The organism is Streptomyces sp. NPDC008079 (assembly GCF_042957385.1).
Classification (GTDB): Bacteria; Actinomycetota; Actinomycetes; order Streptomycetales; family Streptomycetaceae; genus Actinacidiphila.
In genome coordinates this window covers 94,127-115,731 of record NZ_JBIBIC010000009.1, presented here as the reverse complement: position 1 = coordinate 115,731, position 21,605 = coordinate 94,127, and the positions used below count along the sequence as shown (strand labels likewise).

Here is a 21,605-nt window from a genome sequence, read left to right as displayed (position 1 = left end):
CCCGGCTGGTCCTTCCCCGTGAGTTCGGTCTCCGGGCCCTATCGACTCCGTGTGCCCCGGTATTGAGCCTTTCCCGCCTCCCGGCGCGCGGATGTTCTCCCGGTGTGTTCGATCGCGCCGCCCGGCCCCCTCCCCGGCCTCCTGGCGATAGCGGGCGCCCTGCCGCCGCCCTGGGCGCTGACGGCCTGCGCGGGCGAGCCGCCCGGTCACAGCCCGAGATGGACCCGCCGCACCCGGCGGGTCAGCGCGGGGGAGGGAAGGACTGGGTGGCGCCCGGTCGCGCGGGCATGGGCTGGGTGGAGGCCGCGGTCTGGGCGGCGAGGTGGGCGGCCGTCGTGGCGGGGGCGAATTCCGGGCTGGTCGGAGCGGGTTTGCGGTCCTGGAGGCGGAGGGCGCCGGTGAAGTCGCCGAAGGTGCGGCGACGCCACTTGCTGATCGGGGTGAAGGTCACCGGACCGTGGCCGGACAGGCCGCCCGCCGCGGTGATGGTCTCGATGAACCGGAGCGCCGAGGTGTGGTCGGAGACCTCGGAGAAGATCCGGCCGCCCACGGTCCAGGGGGAGACGATGACGCACGGCACGCGGAAGCCCGCGCCGACCGGCAGCCCCCCGCCCGGAGTGCCCTTCGGCGACGTCAGGTGGACGAACTCCTCCGGGTACGTACGGGGGTTGGGGACGGGCGGCGGGACGTGGTCGAAGAAGCCGTCGTTCTCGTCGTAGTTCAGGACGAAGACGGTCGAGTTCCACAGCTCGTCGTTGGAGGCCAGCGCCTCCAGCTTGGACGCCAGGTACTGCGCGCCGGCCGCCGGGAGATTCGGCGGGTGCTCGTCGGCCTCGCTCGGCATGTAGAGCCAGGACACGTCCGCGAGGACCCCGTTGGCGCAGTCCTCCTCGAAACCGAGCGCCGGGTCGGACGCCGGGGACGGGTGGGTGGGATCGCCGACCCGTCCCGGTGTGCCGTCGCCGTAGAGCGTGCCGCCGGTCATGACGGCGTTGTGGAGGGCGACGGGCAGGGTCGCCTTGTTCTTGAAGCTGGCGAACCAGGCGAAGACGTTGAACCCGCTGGTCGCGCCGGAGAAGTACGTCTTGACGCTGTACCCCGCGTCGTAGAGGATCTCCGCCGCCGACGGGTGGGTCATCGGGTTCGGCGTGACCGTCTCCAGCACGGGGCCGCCGAATTTGCCCTCCGGGTCGTTGGTGCCGGACATCCACACCAGCCGGTTCGGGTCGGTCGGGCCCAGGACGGAGCAGTGGTAGTTGTCCAGCAGCGTGAAGGACTCGGCGAGAGCCCAGTGGAACGGGATGTCCTCGCGGGTGAAGTAGCCCATCGTGTACGCGCCGTTGACCTCGCCGTCCGAGGCGATGTGCGCGGACAGCCAGCCGTCCATCGCGCCCTGGTTCCACGAGGCGTGCTGGTCGCGCCAGTCGTGGGAGAGCGACGGGATCGCGGCGGCGCCGGTGCTGAGCGTGGACATGTGGAACGGTTCGAGATACCCGTCGGGGTTGGCCGGATCGGGCTGCCGGAAGACCGAGTCGCCGTTGGGCAGCTTGATCGCCGTCTTGTCGTTGAAGCCGCGGGCACCGGGAAAGGTGCCGAAGTAGTGGTCGAACGACCGGTTCTCCATCATCACGTACACGACGTGCTTGATCTGGGACAGGTCCCCCTTGGCCGGCCCCGCGGTCGCGGCCCGCGCGAGGTTCTCGGGCAGCACGCCCGCCACCCCGGCGGCACCCGCCAGCGCGGCGGCGCTGGCGACGAAGCGGCGCCGGGAGATCCCCGAGCGGCCTGAAGCGGTGTTGCTCATCGTCTGTCTTCTCTCCGTCTCGTGGGACCCGGTCAGGACTTCTGCGGGGCGGGACCGCGCGGGGCGGCGCCGCGACCGCGCGGAGCCGTCGCCCCCGCCGCGTCACCGGACCGGGCGACACCGAGCACCTGGGCGACCGCGTTGTTGCGTGTGTCGGCGAGGTACAGCAGGTCCGAGGACCGGTCGACCGGAGGTCGCCGCGCCGCCGTCGCCGGAGAACGCGCCGAGGCCGTCGTCCGCCTTGTCGGCAGTATGGTCGCCCGCCACGGTCGTGATGGTCCCGGTCCGCGCGTCGACCCGGCGGATCACGTTGTTGGCCGAGTCCGCGATGTAGTCGCGGAAGGCGCCGTCGCGGTCGTCGGCGCGGCGGCGTGCGGCGGCTCGGGGCGGGGCACGCGTGCACCGCAAGCGGGTCTCCTGTCGTTCTTCCAGCGTTCAACTCGTAGTCCATGACGGCGCATTGTGCTGTCCCTAGGGTCCCTGAGGGCTGTGAAAGAAGGGACTCATGGACACTCTCCTTGCTGTCCGGGCTCGTGGGATCACCAAGTGCTTCGGTGACGTCGTCGCCCTCGACGGCGTGGATCTGGACGTCGCGCAGGGGCGGATCCACGGCCTGGTCGGACCGAACGGCGCAGGCAAGACCACGTTGTTGGGCCTGCTCCTGGGCCTGGCCGTCGCCGACGCCGGGCACCTCGACATCCTGGGCACGCCGATCGGCCGGCTGCTCGCCGCTCCCGAGGGGGTGGCCGGATTCGTGGACGGGCCGGGGCTGTACCCCTCGCTCACCGCCCGGCAGAATCTGGCCGCGCTGGCCGCCCTGCGCGGACGCGACGCGCGGACGGCGGGGATCGACGACGTACTCGACCAGGTCGGCCTCACCGACGTCGCCGACGACAAGGCGCGCGGGTTCTCCCTCGGCATGCGGCAGCGCCTCGGACTCGCCGCGGCCCTGCTCACCACACCCCGGCTGCTCGTCCTCGACGAACCGTCCAACGGCCTCGACCCGGCGGGGAAGAAGCACGTCCACGGTGTCCTCACCCGGCTCGCCGCCGAGGGCGCCGCGGTCGTGCTCTCCAGCCACCGCATGGACGACCTCGAAGCGCTGTGCTCCGACGTCACCATCCTCGCCACCGGAAGGACCGTCTTCTCCGGCCCGCTGGGCAAGCTGGCCGCCGAGAGCCGCGAACTCGACTACCGGCTGCTGACCTCGGACCAGCGGGCCGCCAGCCGGCTGGCCCATGACACGGCCGGTGTGCGTGTCGTGGACGAGGCCGCGACATGGCGCGGCGCCGACGTCCTCGTCGTCCGCGCGCCGACGCCGGCCCTGGACGACCTGGTGGCGCGGATCGTCCGCGACGGCGTCGCCGTACGAGAGGTGGGCCCGGTGCAATCGCCCCTCGAAGCCGCGTTCCTCGCCCTCACCGAGCAGGAGGCGGCCCGATGACCGCGACCGTGTCCGCGACCGACCGCCCGGCTGACGGCCATGACGCCCATGACGGCCATGACGACGGGGCCGGAGTCCGCCGCGTCTCGGTGGCCCGCGCCTACCGCTTCGAACTGGTCAAGCTGGTGTCGCAGTGGCGCATCCGCCTGCTGGTGCTCGCCTGCTGGATCGCGCCCGCGCTCTTCGTCGCCGCGGTGAGCCAGCAGAGCACGCTCCCCTCCGACACCCTCTTCGGCCGCTGGATGCATGCCACCGGGTGGGCCGGATCGCTGGTGGTGCTCGGCTTCTCCGGCACCTGGGCGCTCCCGCTGCTGACCTCGCTGGTCGCCGGGGACGTCTTCGCCTCCGAGGACCGGCTCGGCACCTGGCGGCACCTGCTGGTGGCGGTCAGGTCGCCCGGGCGGATCTTCGCCGCGAAGGCACTGGCCAGCCTCACCGTCATCCTGCTGCTCGTGGCCGGGCTGGCCGCCTCCGGCGTGGTCGGCGGGCTGCTGTCGGTCGGCAACCACCCGCTGGTCGGCCTCGACGGCCACCTGCTGGCGCCTTCCGACGCCGCGCGTGACGTCCTCCTCGCCTGGGCCTGTGTCGTCGCGCCGACCCTCGCCCTGGCCGCGATCGGACTCCTCGGGTCGATCGCGCTGGGACGGTCCCCGATGGGTCTGCTCCTGCCCGCGCTCGTCGCGCTCGCGATGCAGCTCGCCCAGATGCTGCCGCTGCCCGTCGCCCTGCGCCTGGCCCTGCCCGGCTACGCCTTCCTCTCGTGGAACGGTCTGTTCACCAGTCCGGGACAGCTCGAACCGCTGCTGATCGGCATCGCGGTGAGCGTGGTGTGGGCCGTGGTCGCGACGGGACTCGCGTGTCTGCTCTTCCTGCGCCGCGATTTCACCGACCTCACCTCCGACGGCTCGGGACGCCGTGCCGTCACCGCCGGACTCCTGCCGCTGACCGGCCTGTTGGCCGCGACCTTCGCGGTCATCGCCGTGGCGACCCCGTCGACGGGCTCCGGAATCGACCAGGACAAGATCCAGCGGTCGGTGGCCACCGCGTTCGCCCACCTCTACCGCGTCCAGGCCGGCGACCTGAACCGCCCCGACGTGACGGAGGAGCACCTGCGCGTCACCGCGGCGTGCAACAGGGGCGGGGGCCAGGTCGCCGCCGAGGGTCCGGGCAACGACTGGCGCTGCGTCGTCACCTGGCATCTCCCCGACGTCACGGCCGCGGGGACGGCTGTCTACCAACTCGACGTCACCGCGGACGGGCGGTTCGTGGCCGACGGCGACGGGCCGAAGGAAGTCAACGGCTACTTCCTCGTGCGCACCCCCGTCGGGGACGCGCCGAACCCGCTCTGGCAGTTCGAGGGCAACGTCGAACTGCTCCACTCCTCGAAGGGATGACTCCATGCAGGTAGCTCGCCGCCGAAGGCGTACCGAGAAACCGGAGTTCAGCATTTTCGGCAAACGCGTCGGACGCCGGGCGGTCCTGGTGACGTCGGGCGTCAGCGCCCTCGCCCTCGCCGCCACCGGCACCGCGTTCGCCCAGACGCACCAGTTCGGCACCCAGCAGGTCGGGCAGACCACCGACCGGGGCCAGGTCATCTCCAGCGACCAGTACATCGCCCCGTACGGCGACCGCCTCGTCGTCAACAACGGCAAGATCATGTCGTCCACCGTCAGCCCGGACGGAACCCACCTGGCGGCCGCGGTCACCGACGGCGGGATGGCGCTGTCCGTCGTGGACCTGAAGAGCTGGAAGGTGCAGCAGCTCATCGGCAACTCCGCCGCGGCCGACCTGCGGATCAGCGGCAATGACGTGGGACAGGAAAGCCCCGCGTACTCGCCCGACGGCTCGCAGTTGTGGCTCGGCCAGACCGACGGATACACCAAGTTCACCGTGAACGCGGACGGCAGCCTCGCCCACCCGACGGCCGTCAAGATCCCCGCCGACGGTCCCCGGCACGCGCTGGCGAGCGCGGCGGTCTTCTCGCCCGACGGCGCCACCGTGTACAGCGTGGTCAACGGCCAGAACCGCGTGGTCGCCATCAACGCCGCGACCGGATCCGTCCAGCGGAGCTGGCCCGTCGGCAACGCCCCGCGCGGCATCGCCCGGGTCGGCGACAAGCTGTACGTCAGCAACGAGGGCGGACGTCCGGCGCGTCCCGGCGAGACCACCATCAACTCGTACAACACCCAGGTGGCCGCCGACCCGGTGACCGCCGCCACCACGACCGGCACGGTCAGTGTCATCAACCTGGCCAAGCCCGACGCCGCGCCGGCCAGCATCACCGTCGGGCTGCACCCGACCGCGGTCTACGCCAAGAAGGGAGCGGTGTTCGTCACCAACACCGCGACCAACGACGTGTCGGTGATCAGGACGGCCAACGACAAGGTCGTGCAGACCATCGCCACCCGGCCGTGGCCCGAGGCGTCGGTGGGCTACGAACCCGACGCCGTGACCCTCACCGACGACGGGCACCTCCTGGTGACGCTCGGCCGCGCCAACGCCGTCGCCGTCTACCGCTACACGACCCCGCAGGAGCCGGTCAGTTACGTCGGACTGCTCCCGACGGACTACTTCCCGGCCGAGATCGCCACCGTCGGCAAGCAGGTCGTCATCTCCAACACCCGTGGCGTGGACGCCCGTCGGCCCACCACCGCCGCCGGGCACGGCACCCACGACACCACGTCGAGCGTGCAGCACTTCACGCTGCCGAACGACCGTGTCATCGCGTCCCAGACGGCCAAGGTCTTCCGCCAGAACGGCTGGACCAACGGCTCGTTCAAGGAGGCCGCGTCCAAGGGCCACGCGAAGCCGGTGCCGGTCCCCGCGCGGCTCGGCGACCCCTCGACGATCAAGCACGTCTTCCTGATCGTCAAGGAGAACCGGACCTACGACCAGATCCTCGGCGACCTCCCGCAGGGTGACGGCGACCCGTCGCTGACCCAGTTCGGCGAGAACGTGACACCCAACCAGCACGCGCTGGCGCGCCAGTTCGGGCTGTACGACAACACGTACGACATCGGCACCAACTCCGCCGAGGGCCACAACTGGCTGATGCAGGCGGACAATCCGGAGTACACCGAGTCCTCCGCCGGTGAGTACCTGCGCAGTTACGACACCGAGGACGACGCGCTCGGCCACCAGCGAAGCGGATTCCTGTGGACCGGCGCGCAGGCGGCGGGGAAGTCGGTGCGGGACTTCGGCGAGTTCCAGCAGTTCCTGACCAAACCCGCCGACGCGAGCTGGCAGAACCTGTACTGCGACGCCAAGACCATGGACGCCACCGGGAAGGACACCGCCTACCCGCTGGACTCCTCCTCGCCGATCCCGTCGCTCAACGCCGTGTCCGTGCCGGGCTTCCCGAAGTTCGACACCAGCGTCCCCGACGTCTACCGGTACCAGATCTGGAAGCAGGACTTCGAGAAGAACGGTCCGGCGAATCTGAACATGTTCTGGCTCTCCAGCGACCACACCGGCGGTCCCGCGAGCCCGGCCGCGCAGGTCGCCGACAACGACCTCGCGGTCGGCAAGATGGTCGACGAGATCTCGCACAGCCGGTACTGGAAGGACTCCGCCATCTTCGTGGTCGAGGACGACTCCCAGGCCGGTCTCGACCACATCGACGGCCACCGCGCCCCGATCCAGATCATCAGCCCGTACGCCCGGCACGGCGTCGTCGACAACCACTACTACTCGCAGATCACGATGATCCGCACCATCGAGCAGATCCTCGGGGTCCACCCGATGAACCAGAAGGACACGGCGGCCAGCCCGATGACCGCGGCCTTCACCAAGAAGCCCGACCTCGCGCCGTTCAACGCGCTGGCCAATCGCACCTCGCTCACCGACGGTCTGTCCACCCCGCCCTCCTGCGGCGTCGACACCCCGGCGGCGCAGAACCCCAACGCGGCGGCGGTGCCGGCGGCGGCGGTCCCGGCGGCCGAGAAGCGGCTCGCGGACCAGTGGGACACCTGGAAGTCCCAGCAGCGCCTGACCGGCCCCAACGCCGTGCCCGACTACGCCAACCCGGCGCAGATGAACCACCTCACCTGGTACCAGACGCACAACTGGACCAAGCCGTACCCCGGCGAGGCCAGGATCTTCGCGCCGAACGACGTACCGGGCGCGTACATCCCGTCGTCGGAGAACGACGGCTGACGGTCCGAGCCGGATCGATCGCGAGAGGGCCCCTGGCCGGTGTCACCGCCGCCCAGGGGCTCTCCAGTTGTCCTGCCGTCTTCCCGTCAGCGGGAACGCGAGATCCGCTCCTCGGCGCCGTAGCGGTGCTCCTGGTCGCCGTCCATCGCCTCGTAGATGGTCCTCTTCAGACCCTCGGGGTCGGGAATGTGCTTCAGGGTCAGCAGGCTCTGCTCGGAGGCCGACTCGATCTTGTGCGTCCCGCACCGGATGATCCGCTCCCACAGGGAGGCGGCGAACGAGATGTCGTTGATCCGGGCCAACGGGATGCTGCGCCCGGTCTTGTTCACGAAGCCGACCCGCATGTGGACCCGCTTGGTGGTCAGGATGTAGAGGGTGCCGCGCCACTTCATGAGCGGGATCAGCCAGAACCACAGCGACACGAGCGCGGCCACACCGAGCACCACGTACCTGGCGGCGTCCGTCCAGCTCTTGCCGGACGGCAGCACCCACATACGTTTCCGCCCCCCGCCGACCACGTCGCGGCGCGGCCGGTGCCGCCGTGTTGTGTGTCGAACCCGCTGTCCATCGCCGTTGGTACCGGCAGGTGCGGACGGAATCCGGCTGGGCGGGCCGCTGGTCGGCGGGTGGCCGGTCGCGAACGGGCAGGTCGGGGACCGTACAGTGGGCGATCCGAACAGTGGTACGAACAGCGCAACGCGTGTCGGCACGGGAAAGGCCCGATCATGACGTCCCCTCTGAGCCCGCAGGTCCGCCCGAATCTCGTTCCGGACGACGGCGTCGTGCTCTTCATCGGCGACAGCATCACCGACTGCGGTCGTGACCTGGACGCGCCCGACTCCCTCGGCGACGGCTACGCGGCGATGGTGGCCGAGCGGTACGCGGCCGAGCACCCCGGCTCCGGGGTCCGCTTCGTCAACCGCGGCATCAGCGGCAACCGCGCGGTCGACCTGCGGGGCCGCTGGGACCGGGACTGCCTGGCGGTCGGCGCCGACGTGGTGTCCGTCCTGGTCGGGATCAACGAGGTGTGGCGCCGCTTCGACAGCGACGACCCCACCTCCGACGAGGAGTACGAGGACCACTACCGCACCGTGCTCGGCCAGGCCGCCGACCGGGGCAGCGCGCTGGTGCTGATCGAGCCGTTCGTGATGCCCGTCAGCGAGGACCAACTGGCGTTCCGGGACGACCTGGACGGCAAGCTGGCGGTGGTACGGCGACTGGCCGCCGACTTCTCCGCCACCCTCGTCCCCGCCGACGCGCTGATGACGCGGGCCGCCGCCGACGCCGGTCCCCGCAAGTGGACCGACGACGGCATCCACCTGACCCCGGACGGTCACGCCCTGCTCGCCGACGCCTGGCTCACCGCGGTCGGAGCGGCGCTCCCCGAGCGGGCCTGACCCCCGCGCCCGGCCGCTTGCCGGTCGCCAGGGCCACCCGGCTCACAGCCGGGTGGCCGTGCGGACCAGGGCGGCGAGGGGGAGGGAGCGGCTGTGGGCGGGCCAGGCGATGTGGGTGACGACGGGCGGAGCGTCGCTGAGCGGGACGGCGGTGTGCTCGGCCCACAGCCAGGCGCGGGCGGAGTCGGGGAAGACGGCCATGGTGCGGCCGAGGGCGATGAGCTGGGCCAGTTGCGTCTGGTCGTGGATCTCGGGGCCAGGGCCTGGGGGATACGTGCCGTCGTGGGCCCAGCGGGCGAGCGGGAGATCGGGGAGGTCGCTGACGTCGGCCAGCGACAGGACCTTGCGCGTGGCCAAGGGGTGCCCTGCGGGCAGAATGGCGATCTGGCCCTCGGTCATCAGTTCCTCGCTGTCGAATCCGGCGAGGGAGTTGAACGGCTTGTGCATGAGCGCCACATCGGCGCGGCCGTCGCGCAGCATCTCGCCCTGCTCGCACGTGCCGCTCGGCAGCACCTCGATCTCGGCGGCGTCCGGCTCGGCCGCGTAGGCGTCCAGGAGCTTGTGCAGCAACTCGTGGGACGCGGCGGCCTTCACCGCCAGGACCAGACGGTCGCGGGCCCCGCCCGCGCGGTCGGCGTCACCGGCCCGGCGGGTACGGCGCGCGGCGGCGGCCGTCGCGTCCAGGGCCGCGCGGCCCTCGTGCAGCAGCACCTGACCGGCGCCGGTCAGAGCGACCCCGCGGCGGTCGCGGATCAGCAGCGTGACGCCGAGCCGCCGTTCGAGCTGCTGGATCGCGCGGGACAGCGGTGGCTGGGCCATGCCGAGGCGCTCGGCGGCGCGGCCGAAGTGCAGTTCCTCGGCGACCGCCGTGAAGTACCGAAGCTCACGGATCTCCAAGGTGTCCATGACCCCAGCGTACGTGTGATACCTGCCGGGTATGACAGAGCGCCGTATCGGTGTTGGATGCGCGGCCCGGCGGCGGGCGAGCATCGACGGCATGAGCGAAACGAAGATCGCGCTGGTGACCGGCGCGAACAAGGGAATCGGCTACGAGATCGCGAGCGGCCTCGGCGCCCTCGGCTACCGGGTGGGCGTGGGAGCGCGTGACGGGGGCCGCCTCGAAGCCGCCGTCGACAAGCTGCGCGCCGCCGGGGTGGACGCCTTCGGGGTGCCGCTGGACGTGACCGGTGACCGCAGCGTCACCGACGCCGCGGAACTCGTCGAGCGGCGGGAGGGCCGCCTGGACGCTCTGGTCAACAACGCCGGTATCTCAGGACCGACGGGGCCGGGGTGGACGCAGGACCCGACGACGCTCGACCTCGACCTGGTCCGCACGGTCGTGGAGACCAACGTCCTCGGCGTCATCCGCGTGACCAACGCGATGCTGCCCCTTCTGCGGCGCTCCGCGTCGCCGCGCGTCGTCAACGTCTCCAGCAGCGTCGCCTCCCTGACCCGGCAGGCGGACCCGGACGTCGAGATCGGCCCGGTCATGGCGGCCTACTCGCCGACGAAGACATTCCTCAACGCCGTCACCGTGCACTACGCCCGGCAGTTCGCCGGTACGAACATCCTGATCAACGCCGCCTGCCCCGGCCTGGTCGCGACCGACTTCACCGGCTTCCTCGGCCCCCGCACCCCCCAGCAGGGCGCGGCCACCCCCATCCGCCTCGCCACCCTGCCCGACGACGGCCCGACCGGCGGGTTCTTCGAGGACGCCGGCGTCGTCCCCTGGTAACGGCTTCCAGCACCGAGTCCCGAGGGCGCGCCGGGTCAGCCGGTGGCGGCCTCGGCCGCGAGGGCGTCCTGCGCCGTGCCGCGCATGCCCGCGACGATCATGTCGACACCGCGCCGGTAGTACGCGTCGTTGCTCGCGCACGACAAGAGCGCGTCGGCGGCGGCCACGACGTGCGGGTACCGGTCGGGGGACAGGTCGAGCAGGCTCGCCTTCTTCGCGCTGACGGCCTCCTCGCGGGACTCGGGGTCCAGGGCCGGATTGCTGCGGCCGGGTTCGGTGATGACCAGGGTCACCAGCGAGCACAGCGCCTGACCGGCGGTCTGCGCGCCCTGCTCGACCGGCAGACCGGCCGCGGAGAGCAGCGCGAGGGTGCGTTCGGTGACGACGAGACCGGGCTCCGAGGCGAAGATCCGGGTGATCACCAGACCGGCGGCGTTGGGGTGCGGGCGCAGCGCCGCGAGGAAACCGCTCAGCAGGTCGTTCATCTGCTCGTGCCACGGCCGCTCGTCCGGCTCCGGGACCCGGACGTCGGTCAGCAGCCGCTCGGTGACCGCGTCGAACAGCCCGTCCTTGTCCGGGAAGTGCCGGTACAGCGCCATCGGCGTCACGTCGTGCTGCTGGGCGACCCGCCGGATGGTGACGGCTTCGAGACCTTCGCTGTCGGCCACGGCGAGCGCGGTGGAAATCAGCTCGTCCCTGTTCAAGCGTTTGTGAGCCGCCACGGGTCCCGCCACCTCCTGGTCGACAGCCTGAGCGACACCGGATTCCTCGCCGCCGCCACTACGCAGCGTACTGCGTATACAGCCGCGAACGGTGCCGCCGAGGATCAAGGTATACGCCGTACGCATACGGGGTGCGACTCCGGGACTGTCTCGGAAACGGCGGCCGGTCCGCACCTCGGCCGGTGGCCGTATTGCCGGAATTTGCTATGGTCGGATGAGTACCCGACGAGCGCGTCGTACCGGGACCCTGCAAAGACGGCGCACCCCCGTAAGCACGAAACCCACGGAGGTGCCCTCATGGCATGGGTCCTTGTTGTTGTCGCAGGTCTGCTCGAAGTGGCCTGGTCGATCGGAATGAAGTACACCGACGGCTTCACCCGTCCCGTCCCGAGTCTGCTGACCGGCGCGGGCATCGTGGCGAGCATGCTGATGCTCTCCCAGGCGGCGAAGACGCTGCCGATCGGTACGGCGTACGGCGTCTGGGTCGGCATCGGCGCGGCCGGTGCGGCCGTGGTCGGCATGGCGGTGCTCGGCGAGCCCACGACCGCCGCCCGGATCTTCTTCGTCTCGCTGCTGCTGGTCGCCGTGGTCGGTCTGAAGGCGACCTCCGGCCACTGACCGGCGCTGCCGACGGGTCAGCTCGGCTGGCCCGTCGGCATGACGGTGACCTGCTGGATGTTGACCCGCGGCGGCAGCGTCGCGATGAAACCGACGGTCCTGGCGATGTCCCCGGCCTCCAGGAACTCCATCGACCGCCGGGCGCCGTCCAGCCACTCCAGCGCGCCCGCGTCCGTGACGTGGGTCTGGAGTTCGGTGCCGACGATGCCCGGCTCCAGGGAGGTGACGCGCACGTTCTTCGGGCCGAGTTCGACTCGCAGATTCGTGGACAGATGCGTCACGAACGCCTTCGTCCCGCAGTAGACGGCGAAGGTCGGGAAGATGTTCCGCGCGCCGATGGACGAGGTGTTGATCAGGTCGGCGACGCCGCGCTCGGCCGCGGCGGCGATCAACTGCGGGGTGAAGGCGCCGATCGCGTTCATCAGGCCCTTGACGTTGAGGTCGATCTGCCGCTGCCACAGGTCGGTGCGCAGCTCCTCGATCGGCGAGGGCAGCATCACGCCCGCGTTGTTGAACAGCAGGTCGGCGCCGCCCAGTTCGGCCGCGACCCGGTCGGCGGCGGCCAGCAGGGCTTCCGGGTCGGTGACGTCGACCGGCAGGGCCAGCGCGGCGCCGCCGTTCTTGGCGATCCGGGCGACCAGGTCGTCCAGCCGGTCGGTGCGGCGGGCCAGCACCGCGACCTTCGCGCCGAGTTCCGCCAGGTGCTCCGCGGACGCCTCGCCGAGACCGCTGGAGGCGCCGGTGACGACCGCCACCCGGCCGGTGAGGGGCTTGCTGATGTCGTGCGCGGACATGGCTGTCCACCCTTCGTGTTCGGTGTGATCCGGCGGCGGACCCTCGGTCCGCCTGCCGTCCAGCACACCACCCGGGCAGCCGCCGCGGAGCGCCGAAAAGTGCCCTGAGCAGGCAGGTAACGGCCTGACCCGCACCGGCGAGGCAGGTACTGACAGGGCCAGTCACGACGCGCGCGGCCCGCGCGCCGCCCGCCACACTGGGGGTATGGACCGCAGCACCGACACCGCCGACTTCCTGCGCTCGCGCCGGGCCCGTATCACCCCCGACGAGGCGGGACTGCCCGCCGACGGCCGGGTCCGCCGGGTGCCGGGGCTGCGCCGCGACGAGGTGGCCCGGCTGGCCGGGGTGAGCACCGAGTACTACACCCGGCTCGAACAGGGGCGCGGCGGGAACCCGTCCCCCGAGGTGCTCGACGCGCTCGCCCGCGCGCTGCGGCTCGACACCGCCGAGCGCGAGCACCTGACCGACCTGCTGACCCGCAGGCCCGCAGGGTCCCGGCACGCGCCGAGCGGACCGCAGCGGGTTCGGCCGGGACTCCATCTGCTGCTCCAGACGCTGGAGCACGTGCCCGCCTTCGTCCTCGGCCGCCGCACCGACGTGCTGGCGTCCAACCGGCTGGCCCGCGCGCTGCTCGTCGACTTCGACGCGCTGCCCGCGACCCGCCGGAACATGGCCCGCTACTACCTGCTGGACCCCGAGGCGCGCGAGCGCGTCGTCGACTGGGAGCAGCTCGCCGCCGAGACCGTCGCCATGCTCCGGCTGGAGGCCGGCCGCTACCCGAACGACCGTCAGCTCGCCGACCTGGTCGGTGAACTCACCCTGCGCTCACCGGAGTTCACCACGTGGTGGAACGACCACCGGGTGCTGCGCCGCACCCATGGGATCAAGCGCTACCGCCATCCCGTCGCGGGGGACCTGGAGTTCTCCTACGAGTCGCTGCAACCGCCCGGCGATCAGGACCAGACGCTGTGCGTCTACACCGTCGAGCCGGGCTCGCCGAGCGCCCAGGCGCTCCAGCTCCTCGGCAACTGGACGGCGCCCGCTCCGGAAGGGCGCGACGGCGGCCGGGGAAGCGGTCAGGACAGCGACCCGGAGCTGCAAATTTAAGTTAATTAGGAATTATCGTTGACAGGGTTCGGGACCGCCGCCACAGTCTTCGTCGTGGCGGCGGTCCCTGGTGTTCCGGGAGGCGGCCGTCCGCGTATCCCCAACTCTCGGGAGACCCTTCATGACTTCGCATCGTTCAGGGACGGCGCGTGCCCGGCGCGCCGTGGCGACGGCGGGAGCGGGCGTACTGCTCGCGGTCGCGGTGCCGGGGGCGGCGCATGCCGACGCCCCGGCGCGCACCGCCGCCGACGGCGCCCCCGCCTTCTACGACAGCGGCCTCGCGCCGACGCCGTACATGGGCTGGAACACCTACTACGGCCTCGGCGCCCCCACCGAGGCCCAGGTCAGAAGCGTCGCCGACCACCTCGTCAGCAGCGGTCTGCGCGACAGCGGCTACGACATCGTGTGGCTCGACGGCGGCTGGCAGGCCGACACGCCCCGCGACAGCGCCGGACGCCTGACCGCCAACCGCGACCGATTCCCCTCCGGCATACCGGCGTTGGTCACCTATCTGCACCAGCGCGGACTCAAGGCCGGCATCTACACCGACGCGGGCGACTACGACCCGGCGAACTGCGGGCTCGGCAGCCGCGGCCACTACCGGCAGGACGCCGACCAGTTCGCCGCCTGGAAGATCGACGCGGTCAAGGTCGACTTCCTGTGCGGCATCGCGGAAAAGCTCGATCCCGGCCCGGCCTTCAAGGAGTTCAGCGACGCCGTCGCGAAGTCCGGCCGCCCGATGATCCTCAACCTGTGCAACCCGCTCACCGACGACTGGGGTCTGCCGCACACCCCGGCGCAGGACGCGCACAACGCGTACGTGTACGGGCCGACCGCCGCCGACTCCTGGCGCAGTGGCACCGACATCGCCTACGGCACGCCGACCGCGGACGAGTGGCCCAATGTGCTGCGCAACATGGATGCCAACGCCTGGCACCCCGAGGCGCAGGGCCCCGGCCACTACAACGACCCCGATTATCTGATCCCGATGCGGAAGATGCCCGACGGCTCGTACGAGCTGACGCAGGAGGAGTCCACCACGCAGCTCGTGATGTGGGCGGAGATGGCCTCCCCGCTGGTCATCGGCTCCGACCCGCGCACCCTGCCCAAGGCGATGCTCGACACGCTGCGCAATCCGGAGATCCTCGCCGTCGACCAGGACCCGCTGGCGATCCAGGGCGTACGGGTGGCCACGGACGCGACCGGCGACGTCTACAGCAAGGTCCTCCAGGGCGCGGGCCGCCGCGCGGTCGTCCTGCTCAACCGCTCGGACCGGCCCGCCGCGCGCACGGTCGACTTCGCCGCCGCCGGGCTGACCGGCAACGTGGCCGTACGCGACCTGCGGGCGCGCGCCGACCGGGGCACGCGCACCGGCTCGTACACCGTCACCGTCCCGGCCCACGGCACCGCCTTCCTGAAGCTCACCGGGCGCGACGACGCGCCCGGCGTCACGCTCGGCGGCCGGTCCACGGCGAGCCCCGCGCTGGTGCGCGACGGCGCCACGCTGACCGCGTTCACCCGTGGCGACGGCGGCGAACTGCGGGCGCGCACCGGCCGGGACGGTCACTGGCCGGCGCGCACCACCGACCTCGGCGGCCCCACCCGCGGCCGGTTCCTCGGCGATCCCGCCGCGTACGGCAGCGCGGGCGGCCGGATCGACGTGTTCGTGCGCGGCACGGACGGCGCCGCGTACCGGCGGACCTACGAACACGGCCGCTGGGGCGGCTGGCAGAGCCTGGGCGGGCGGCTCGCGGACGCGCCGACCGTCGCCTTCGACGGCCCCGACCGGTGGACGCTGTTCGCCACCGGGAGCGACGGCACGGTCCGCAGCCGCGGCCCGCGCACCGGCTGGACCTCGATCGGCGCGCCGGACGGACTGGCGCTGTATGGACGGCCGTCGGCCGTCGCCGACGCCGCGGGCCGGATCCATGTGGCGGTGCGGGCCGCGGACGACGCGGTGTGGACGCGGGTGCGCGACACCTCGGGCGCCTGGTCGGGCTGGTCGTCGCTGGGCGGCACCATCAGTGCCGCGCCCACGCTGGTCACGGCGGGCGGCACCGTCCAACTGCTCGCGCGGGCCTCGGACTACACGCTCTGGCAGCGGGGGTACGACGCCGCGAGCGACACCTGGTCGGGGTGGTACCCGCGCACGGCGTTCGTGAGCGGGGCGCTCGACGGGTCGGCCGGGGCCACGGCCGCGGCGGACGGGAGCGTGCTGGTGGTCTTCCGCGGGGTGGGCGGAGCCGTCCGCCAGAGCACGCTCTGACAGGTCGGGTACGGCGTCCGGTGCGGGATCGCGCACGGGCCACGGACGTGCCTAAGTAAATAAATTAGGAATTAATCTTGACGGCGCTCCGCCGTCACGACAGTCTGTACCAGCCGAACGAGGGCCCGGTCGTCAGGGGGCCGGGCCCCGTTCCGTGGGCGTAAGGGAGTCCCATGAACACCTCGCAACCCAGCCGCCGCCGGTTCCTCGCCGGTGCGGGCGCCGTCGGCGCCGCGGCGATGATGAGTAGCTGCGTCACCTCCGGCTCGTCCGGTGCCAAGACCCAGTCGGGCAAGGGCCCGGTCACCCTTCAGTCCAACCTGTCGTCCCCGCAGGCGAAGGCCGCGATGCAGGACCTCGTGGCCGCGTACAACAAGCAGGGCGACGGCAAGGCCAAGCTGAACACGGTCGCCTCTGAGACCTTCCGCACCCAGCTCCCGACGTACCTCACCTCCGGCAACCCGCCGGACCTGCTCACCTGGTACCCCGGCTCGGTCGCGGACTCGTACGCCAAGAGGAATCTGCTGCTCGACGTCGGCGACATCTGGGCCGAGCCGGAGCTGTCCGGCTACTCCAAGGCGCTCCAGACGCTGTGCACCTCCTCGTCGGGCCAGAAGGTGTTCGTGCCCGCCACGTACTACTGGTGGGGCGTGTTCTACCGGAAGTCGAACTTCGCGAAGTGGGGCGTCCAGGAGCCCAAGACCTGGGACGAGTTCATGGCCCTGTGCGAGACGCTCAAGTCCAAGGGCGTCGCGCCGATCGGCCTCGGCGCGGGCGGCGGCACCGCGTGGGTCGCGTCGTCCTGGTTCGACTACCTCAACATCCGTATCAACGGCGCCCAGTACCACCGCGACCTGCTCGCGGGGAAGCACCGCTTCGACGACCCCGAGGTCCGCAAGGTCTTCGACAAGTGGGCCGAGGCGCTGCCGTACTTCGACCCCAACGGCACCGCGCTCGCCTTCCAGGACGCCACCACGGCGCTGCTCCAGGGCCGCACCGGGATGATGCTGATCGGCACCTTCTTCGCCGACTCCGCCCCGAAGGGCGAACTGGACGACATCGACTTCTTCCGCTTCCCGGTGATCGACGCCAAGATCCCGATGGCCGAGGAGGGCCCCACCGACGGCTACTTCGCCAGCGCCCGCACCGGCCACCGGGACGAGGTCAAGGACTTCATGCGGTACCTGGCCACCGCCCCGGCGCAGGAGACCTACATCAAGGGCTCCTCCGGCACCGCGCTGCCGACCAACCCCAAGGCCAAGGACAGCGGCACCCCGCTGGTGAAGAAGGGCCGCGCGCTGATCGAGAGCGCCGCCGAGGTCACGCAGTTCTTCAACCGCGACTCCAGCGACGCCCTCCAGCCGACCGCCGACACCGCGCTGACGAAGTTCCTGGCCAAGCCCAAGGAGATCGACTCGATCCTCACCACCTGGCAGCGGGACGCGCAGAAGATCTGGAGCCAGTGAGATGGCGGTGCTCACCGCGACCCGCGCGGACCCGGGCAAGAAGCCGGGGAAGCCGAAGAAGCGCAAGCAGGCGACCCGGGTCCCGCCCGTCGTCCTCGCCTTCGTCCTGGTCCCGCTGCTCGCCGAGGGCTTCTGGGTCTTCTGGCCCGCCCTCCAGGGCTTCTACCTCTCGCTGACCAAGTGGGACGGGGTCTCGGCGCCGCGCTTCATCGGCCTGGGCAACTACCGGGAGATGGTGCACGACAGCGTCTTCCACACCGCCGTGCTCGACACCGTGCTGTGGCTGGTGCTCTTCGGCGGCCTGTCCGCCGCGCTCGGCCTCGGCGCGGCCCTGCTGCTCCAGCAGGAGCGGCGCGGGGTCGGCTTCTACCGGGCCGCGCTCTTCCTGCCCGTGGTGTTCTCGCTGACCGCGACCGCCCTGGTCTGGCAGGCGATGTACCAGCCGGACGGCCTGATCAACCACACCCTGTCCGGCCTCGGACTCGGCAGCCTCACCCACCCCTGGCTCGCCGACCAGGACACCGCGTTCTACGCCGTGATCGTGCCCGCCCTGTGGCGGCAGATCGGCTACGTGATGGTGCTCTACCTGGCCGGACTCAAGGGCATCGACCCGATGCTCTACGAGGCCGCCAAGGTCGACGGCGCCTCCCGCTGGCAGCAGTTCCGGCACATCACGCTGCCGCAGCTCAGCAGCGTCAACGCGGTCGTGCTGTCGGTCATCATCATCGACTCGCTGCGCTCCTTCGACGTGGTGTGGGCGCTCACCCGCGGCGGCCCGTACCACTCCTCCGAACTGCTCAGCACGTACATGTACTCCACCGCCTTCCAGTCCCTGCGGCTCGGCTACGGTTCCGCGCTCGCCGTCGTGATCTTCGTGCTGGCGTTCGGCGTGATCGCGTCGTACCTGGTGCGCGCCTTCAAGGAGGCCGACTCATGACCGTCACGCACGCGGGCGCCGACGCGGCGCCGACCGCGGACCGTACCGGCGAGGACGCGGGTGCCGGTACGAAGGCCGCGCGCGGCGGGAGCCGTCGGCCCGACCGGCGCCGGGCCTGGGGGACCGCCGCCTTCCACACCGGCGCGGGACTGCTGTCGCTGATCTGGCTGATCCCCATCGTCGTCGTACTGGTCACCAGCACCCGCTCCTTCGACGACATCGCCGCCAACGGCCTCGGCGGCCTGCCGCACTCCTTCACCCTCGACGGCTTCCGCCAGGCGTGGGTCGACGGCGGACAGCAGCGCGCGCTGATCAACAGCATGCTGGTGTCCGTCCCCACCGTGCTGATCTCGCTGCTGCTCGCCTCGATGGCCGCCTTCGCGCTCAGCCGCTACGACGTGCCGCTGCGCCGCGTACTGCTGCTGGTGATGCTCAGCGGCAATCTGCTGCCGCCGCAGATCCTGCTGATCCCGGTCTCCAAGCTCAGCGAGCAACTGGGCTTCTACGACTCGCTGTACGCCCTCATCGGCGTCCAGGTCGGCTTCGGCGTCGGCTTCTACGTCTTCGTGCTGCACGGCTTCATGCGGTCCATCCCGCCGGAGATCCAGCAGGCCGCCGTCATCGACGGAGCGGGCCCCTGGCAGATCTACACGCGGATCATCCTGCCGCTCGCCAGGCCCGCGCTCGCCGCGCTCACCGCGCTGTCGTTCACGTGGATCTTCAACGACCTGCTGTGGGCCATCACCGTGCTGCGCACCGACAGCAAAATGCCGATCACCGCGTCGCTGATCGGCCTCCAGGGCCAGTACGTCTCTATGTGGAACGTCATCGCGGCCGGTTCCGTGATCGCCGCCGCCCCGACCGTCATCGTCTTCCTCCGATTCCAGCGGCACTTCGTGGCCGGACTCAACCTGGGAGCAGTCAAGTGACCCCGTCCGCAACGCCGTCGGCCGCACCGTGGCTGCTGCGCACCGACACCACCACCTACGCCGTCCGCCTCGGCGGCGACGGGCGGTGGGCCGAGGTCACCGCCTGGGGCCCGCACGGCGCCGAGACCGGCCCGTCCCCGCTGGATTGGTCGCGCCGCACCCACTACATCACCCCCGCCGACGCCGCCCCGGCCGAATACCTGCCCCAGGGCATGCGTCCCTTCGGCGGCGCCGACCTCGTCGTACGCCGCCCCGACGGCGAACGCGGCGTGTGGTGGACCTTCGAGCGCGCCACACAGGACGACGACCGGTCGCTGCGCCTGGACTTCACCGACGACCACCTCGGACTGCGGGTCGCCCTGCGCTACGAGACCGTGCCCGGCACCGACGTACTGCTGCGCTGGACCGAGCTGACCTGCACGGGACCGGACGAACTGCGCCTGGAACGCCTGGACTCCGCCGCGATCAGCGTCCCCGTCACCGACGGCGGGGGCGCCCGGCTCACCTACCTCACGGGCCAGTGGTCGCAGGAGTTCCAGCGCACCCAACTCGACCTCGTCAGGGGCCGGTTCGAGATGGCCTCCACCCAGGGAGTGCCGGGCCACGCCTACGCGCCCTGGCTCGCGGTCCAGGACGCCGCCGCCCCGCAGGAGGGCGACACCCCCACCTACGGCATCGCGTTGGAGTGGTCGGGCAACTGGCACATCACCGCGGACGCGGAACCCGGCGGGATCGTCCGCGTACGCGCCGGACGGCTGCCGCACGAGGAGTCCGTCCGCCTCGCGCCCGGCGCCACGCTCACCACCCCGCGCGTCGCCTGCGCCTTCAGCCCGGAAGGGCTCGACGGACTGACGCGGATCTGGCACGCGTACGAGCGCGCGCTGAGCGGCGAGCGGCTGCACCGTACCCGCAAGGTGCAGTACAACTCCTGGGAGGCCACCGGCTTCGACGTGGAGGCCGACGCGCAGCTCGAACTGGCCGCCGTCGCCGCCGACATGGGCGTCGAACTCTTCGTCGTGGACGACGGCTGGTTCCGCGGGCGGCGGGACGAGACCGGGGGACTGGGCGACTGGACCCCGGACCCGGCCAACTTCCCCGAGGGATTCGACGGCTTCATCGAGCGGGTCCGCGCCACCGGCATGGACTTCGGCCTGTGGGTCGAGCCGGAGGCGATCAGCCCGCGGTCCGAGCTGTACGCCAAGCACCCCGAGTGGGCGTACCGGATCGACGGCCGCCCGGCGACCCTCGTCCGCGAGCAACTGCTGCTCGACCTCGGCCGGGTGGACGTGCAGGACTTCGTGATCGCCACCTTGGACCGGCTGCTCGGCGAACACGCCGTCAGCTACCTCAAGTGGGACATGAACCGCCCGCCGACCGAGCGCGGCAGGCCCGACACGGGACCGGCCGCGGGCCAGGACCTCGACGCCGACCACGTCGCCGGATACCTGCGGGTCCTCGACCACCTGCGCGCCCACCACCCGCACGTCACCGTCGAGGGCTGCGCGGGCGGCGGCGCCCGCATCGAACACGCCACGCTGGCCCGTACCGACGTGGTCTGGCCCAGCGACAACACCGCGCCGCTCGACCGGCTCGCCATCCAGTACGGCTATCTGCACGCGCACGCCCCGCACACCATGAGCTCCTGGGTCACCGACGCGCCCGGCGTCTTCGACCCGCGGCCCCGCTCCCTGGCCTTCCGCTTCGTCCTCGCCATCGCGGGCGTGCTCGGCATCGGCGCCGACATCCGCACCTGGACGCCGGAGCAGCGCACCGAGGCGGCGGGCTGGATCGCCCGCTACAAGGAGATCCGCGACGTCGTCCACCACGGCACGGCCCGGCTGCTGAACGGCCCCGCCGATCCGACCTGCGGTGTCCAGTACGAGGAACGCGGCGGCGCGCGGGTCGTGGTCACCGCGTGGAGCACCGGACGGCTCGACGGCGCGCCGCTGGTCCCCGGACGCGCCTCGCGGCTGCGGCTGCGCGGCCTGGACCCCGCCGCCCGCTACACCGACACGGCGGACGGGACGGTGTACAGCGGGGCGTATCTGCTCCACAGCGGCCTGCCGTTCGGCTGGACCGGTCGACACGACGCCGAACTCGTCGTGCTGGCGCGGCAGGAGGCCGCCGACGGCTCCGGGCGTCACTAAAGTCGCGGGAGGCCCGGACCGGTCCGACCGCACCGAGCGACCCGACCGCACCGACCGTACCGACCGCACCGACCAGCCCCACC

General features: G+C 71.6%; 17 protein-coding genes and 1 riboswitch. Of the genes, 12 read left to right on the top strand and 5 right to left on the bottom strand.

What is annotated here, in order from left to right:
• Nucleotides 1-241: 241 nt before the first annotated feature.
• On the bottom strand, nt 242-1,804 hold the full coding sequence (locus ACFZAM_RS20345) for an alkaline phosphatase family protein (RefSeq protein ID WP_391047829.1): 1,563 nt from the start codon (nt 1,802-1,804) through the stop codon (nt 242-244).
• 505 nt (nt 1,805-2,309) lie between these two features.
• Here ACFZAM_RS20345 and ACFZAM_RS20340 point away from each other — a divergent pair.
• The 3 genes from ACFZAM_RS20340 to ACFZAM_RS20330 are packed head-to-tail and all read left to right on the top strand — an operon-like array spanning nt 2,310 to nt 7,403.
• Complete coding sequence (locus ACFZAM_RS20340; RefSeq protein WP_355334994.1) at nt 2,310-3,248, top strand: ABC transporter ATP-binding protein; 939 nt, start codon at nt 2,310-2,312, stop codon at nt 3,246-3,248.
• Nucleotides 3,245-4,642 (top strand): ABC transporter permease, encoded by a 1,398-nt coding sequence (locus tag ACFZAM_RS20335; RefSeq protein WP_391047827.1) that lies wholly within the window; start codon nt 3,245-3,247, stop codon nt 4,640-4,642. The genes ACFZAM_RS20340 and ACFZAM_RS20335 overlap by 4 nt, the downstream gene beginning before the upstream one ends.
• A gap of 4 nt (nt 4,643-4,646) precedes the next feature.
• Nucleotides 4,647-7,403 carry an alkaline phosphatase family protein gene (locus tag ACFZAM_RS20330; RefSeq protein WP_391047825.1) on the top strand — a complete coding sequence of 919 codons (2,757 nt, stop codon included), beginning with the start codon at nt 4,647-4,649 and terminating at the stop codon, nt 7,401-7,403.
• An 86-nt stretch (nt 7,404-7,489) separates the two neighbouring features.
• Here ACFZAM_RS20330 and ACFZAM_RS20325 read toward each other — a convergent pair whose 3' ends face one another.
• Nucleotides 7,490-7,897, bottom strand: coding sequence for a PH domain-containing protein (locus ACFZAM_RS20325; protein WP_391047822.1), 408 nt, complete (start codon nt 7,895-7,897; stop codon nt 7,490-7,492).
• 231 nt (nt 7,898-8,128) lie between these two features.
• Between ACFZAM_RS20325 and ACFZAM_RS20320 the strand changes: the two genes are divergently transcribed.
• The gene (locus tag ACFZAM_RS20320) at nt 8,129-8,800 is read left to right on the top strand and encodes a GDSL-type esterase/lipase family protein (protein ID WP_391047819.1); all 672 of its coding nucleotides are present in this window, start codon (nt 8,129-8,131) and stop codon (nt 8,798-8,800) included.
• A gap of 42 nt (nt 8,801-8,842) precedes the next feature.
• Here the strand turns inward: ACFZAM_RS20320 and ACFZAM_RS20315 are convergent, their stop codons facing one another.
• Complete coding sequence (locus ACFZAM_RS20315; RefSeq protein ID WP_391047816.1) at nt 8,843-9,706, bottom strand: LysR family transcriptional regulator; 864 nt, start codon at nt 9,704-9,706, stop codon at nt 8,843-8,845.
• Between the two features lie 91 nt (nt 9,707-9,797).
• On the opposite strand from ACFZAM_RS20315, the gene ACFZAM_RS20310 reads away from it, so the two are divergent.
• Entirely contained in the window at nt 9,798-10,535 is a 738-nt protein-coding gene (locus ACFZAM_RS20310; protein ID WP_391047814.1) for an SDR family NAD(P)-dependent oxidoreductase, read from the top strand.
• Nucleotides 10,536-10,570: 35 nt separating this feature from the next.
• Here ACFZAM_RS20310 and ACFZAM_RS20305 read toward each other — a convergent pair whose 3' ends face one another.
• Entirely contained in the window at nt 10,571-11,257 is a 687-nt protein-coding gene (locus tag ACFZAM_RS20305; RefSeq protein ID WP_391047812.1) for a TetR/AcrR family transcriptional regulator C-terminal domain-containing protein, read from the bottom strand.
• A 194-nt stretch (nt 11,258-11,451) separates the two neighbouring features.
• A riboswitch (guanidine-III (ykkC-III) riboswitch) is annotated at nt 11,452-11,522 on the top strand.
• A 32-nt stretch (nt 11,523-11,554) separates the two neighbouring features.
• Between ACFZAM_RS20305 and ACFZAM_RS20300 the strand changes: the two genes are divergently transcribed.
• Nucleotides 11,555-11,875: a multidrug efflux SMR transporter gene (locus ACFZAM_RS20300; RefSeq protein WP_188280976.1), complete on the top strand. Its 321-nt coding sequence runs from the start codon at nt 11,555-11,557 to the stop codon at nt 11,873-11,875.
• 17 nt (nt 11,876-11,892) lie between these two features.
• Here ACFZAM_RS20300 and ACFZAM_RS20295 read toward each other — a convergent pair whose 3' ends face one another.
• The gene (locus ACFZAM_RS20295) at nt 11,893-12,669 is read right to left on the bottom strand and encodes an SDR family NAD(P)-dependent oxidoreductase (protein WP_391047809.1); all 777 of its coding nucleotides are present in this window, start codon (nt 12,667-12,669) and stop codon (nt 11,893-11,895) included.
• Between the two features lie 205 nt (nt 12,670-12,874).
• Between ACFZAM_RS20295 and ACFZAM_RS20290 the strand changes: the two genes are divergently transcribed.
• The 6 genes from ACFZAM_RS20290 (at nt 12,875) to ACFZAM_RS20265 (ending at nt 21,522) form a co-directional block, all read left to right on the top strand.
• Complete coding sequence (locus tag ACFZAM_RS20290; RefSeq protein WP_391047806.1) at nt 12,875-13,777, top strand: helix-turn-helix domain-containing protein; 903 nt, start codon at nt 12,875-12,877, stop codon at nt 13,775-13,777.
• A 121-nt stretch (nt 13,778-13,898) separates the two neighbouring features.
• Nucleotides 13,899-16,043, top strand: coding sequence for a glycoside hydrolase family 27 protein (locus tag ACFZAM_RS20285; protein WP_391047804.1), 2,145 nt, complete (start codon nt 13,899-13,901; stop codon nt 16,041-16,043).
• 173 nt (nt 16,044-16,216) lie between these two features.
• Complete coding sequence (locus ACFZAM_RS20280; protein ID WP_355334962.1) at nt 16,217-17,509, top strand: ABC transporter substrate-binding protein; 1,293 nt, start codon at nt 16,217-16,219, stop codon at nt 17,507-17,509.
• 1 nt (nt 17,510) lies between these two features.
• Entirely contained in the window at nt 17,511-18,446 is a 936-nt protein-coding gene (locus ACFZAM_RS20275) for a sugar ABC transporter permease (protein WP_355334961.1), read from the top strand.
• A complete protein-coding gene (locus ACFZAM_RS20270) occupies nt 18,443-19,375 on the top strand; it encodes an ABC transporter permease subunit (RefSeq protein ID WP_391047802.1) in 933 nt (310 codons plus the stop codon). The genes ACFZAM_RS20275 and ACFZAM_RS20270 overlap by 4 nt, the downstream gene beginning before the upstream one ends.
• The gene (locus ACFZAM_RS20265) at nt 19,372-21,522 is read left to right on the top strand and encodes an alpha-galactosidase (protein ID WP_391047799.1); all 2,151 of its coding nucleotides are present in this window, start codon (nt 19,372-19,374) and stop codon (nt 21,520-21,522) included. Before ACFZAM_RS20270 ends, ACFZAM_RS20265 begins: the two co-directional genes overlap by 4 nt.
• Nucleotides 21,523-21,605 lie beyond the last annotated feature (83 nt).

Bases quoted from the DNA above. Each gene is read 5' to 3' on its own strand.
- ACFZAM_RS20285 (WP_391047804.1), top strand. From the start codon at position 13,899: ATGACTTCGCATCGTTCAGGGACGGCGCGTGCCCGGCGCGCCGTGGCG.
- ACFZAM_RS20275 (WP_355334961.1), top strand. From the start codon at position 17,511: ATGGCGGTGCTCACCGCGACCCGCGCGGACCCGGGCAAGAAGCCGGGG.
- ACFZAM_RS20345 (WP_391047829.1), bottom strand. From the start codon at position 1,804: ATGAGCAACACCGCTTCAGGCCGCTCGGGGATCTCCCGGCGCCGCTTC.
- ACFZAM_RS20315 (WP_391047816.1), bottom strand. From the start codon at position 9,706: ATGGACACCTTGGAGATCCGTGAGCTTCGGTACTTCACGGCGGTCGCC.
- ACFZAM_RS20325 (WP_391047822.1), bottom strand. From the start codon at position 7,897: ATGTGGGTGCTGCCGTCCGGCAAGAGCTGGACGGACGCCGCCAGGTAC.
- ACFZAM_RS20290 (WP_391047806.1), top strand. From the start codon at position 12,875: ATGGACCGCAGCACCGACACCGCCGACTTCCTGCGCTCGCGCCGGGCC.
- ACFZAM_RS20280 (WP_355334962.1), top strand. From the start codon at position 16,217: ATGAACACCTCGCAACCCAGCCGCCGCCGGTTCCTCGCCGGTGCGGGC.
- ACFZAM_RS20295 (WP_391047809.1), bottom strand. From the start codon at position 12,669: ATGTCCGCGCACGACATCAGCAAGCCCCTCACCGGCCGGGTGGCGGTC.
- ACFZAM_RS20270 (WP_391047802.1), top strand. From the start codon at position 18,443: ATGACCGTCACGCACGCGGGCGCCGACGCGGCGCCGACCGCGGACCGT.
- ACFZAM_RS20335 (WP_391047827.1), top strand. From the start codon at position 3,245: ATGACCGCGACCGTGTCCGCGACCGACCGCCCGGCTGACGGCCATGAC.
- ACFZAM_RS20300 (WP_188280976.1), top strand. From the start codon at position 11,555: ATGGCATGGGTCCTTGTTGTTGTCGCAGGTCTGCTCGAAGTGGCCTGG.
- ACFZAM_RS20330 (WP_391047825.1), top strand. From the start codon at position 4,647: ATGCAGGTAGCTCGCCGCCGAAGGCGTACCGAGAAACCGGAGTTCAGC.
- ACFZAM_RS20320 (WP_391047819.1), top strand. From the start codon at position 8,129: ATGACGTCCCCTCTGAGCCCGCAGGTCCGCCCGAATCTCGTTCCGGAC.
- ACFZAM_RS20310 (WP_391047814.1), top strand. From the start codon at position 9,798: ATGAGCGAAACGAAGATCGCGCTGGTGACCGGCGCGAACAAGGGAATC.
- ACFZAM_RS20340 (WP_355334994.1), top strand. From the start codon at position 2,310: ATGGACACTCTCCTTGCTGTCCGGGCTCGTGGGATCACCAAGTGCTTC.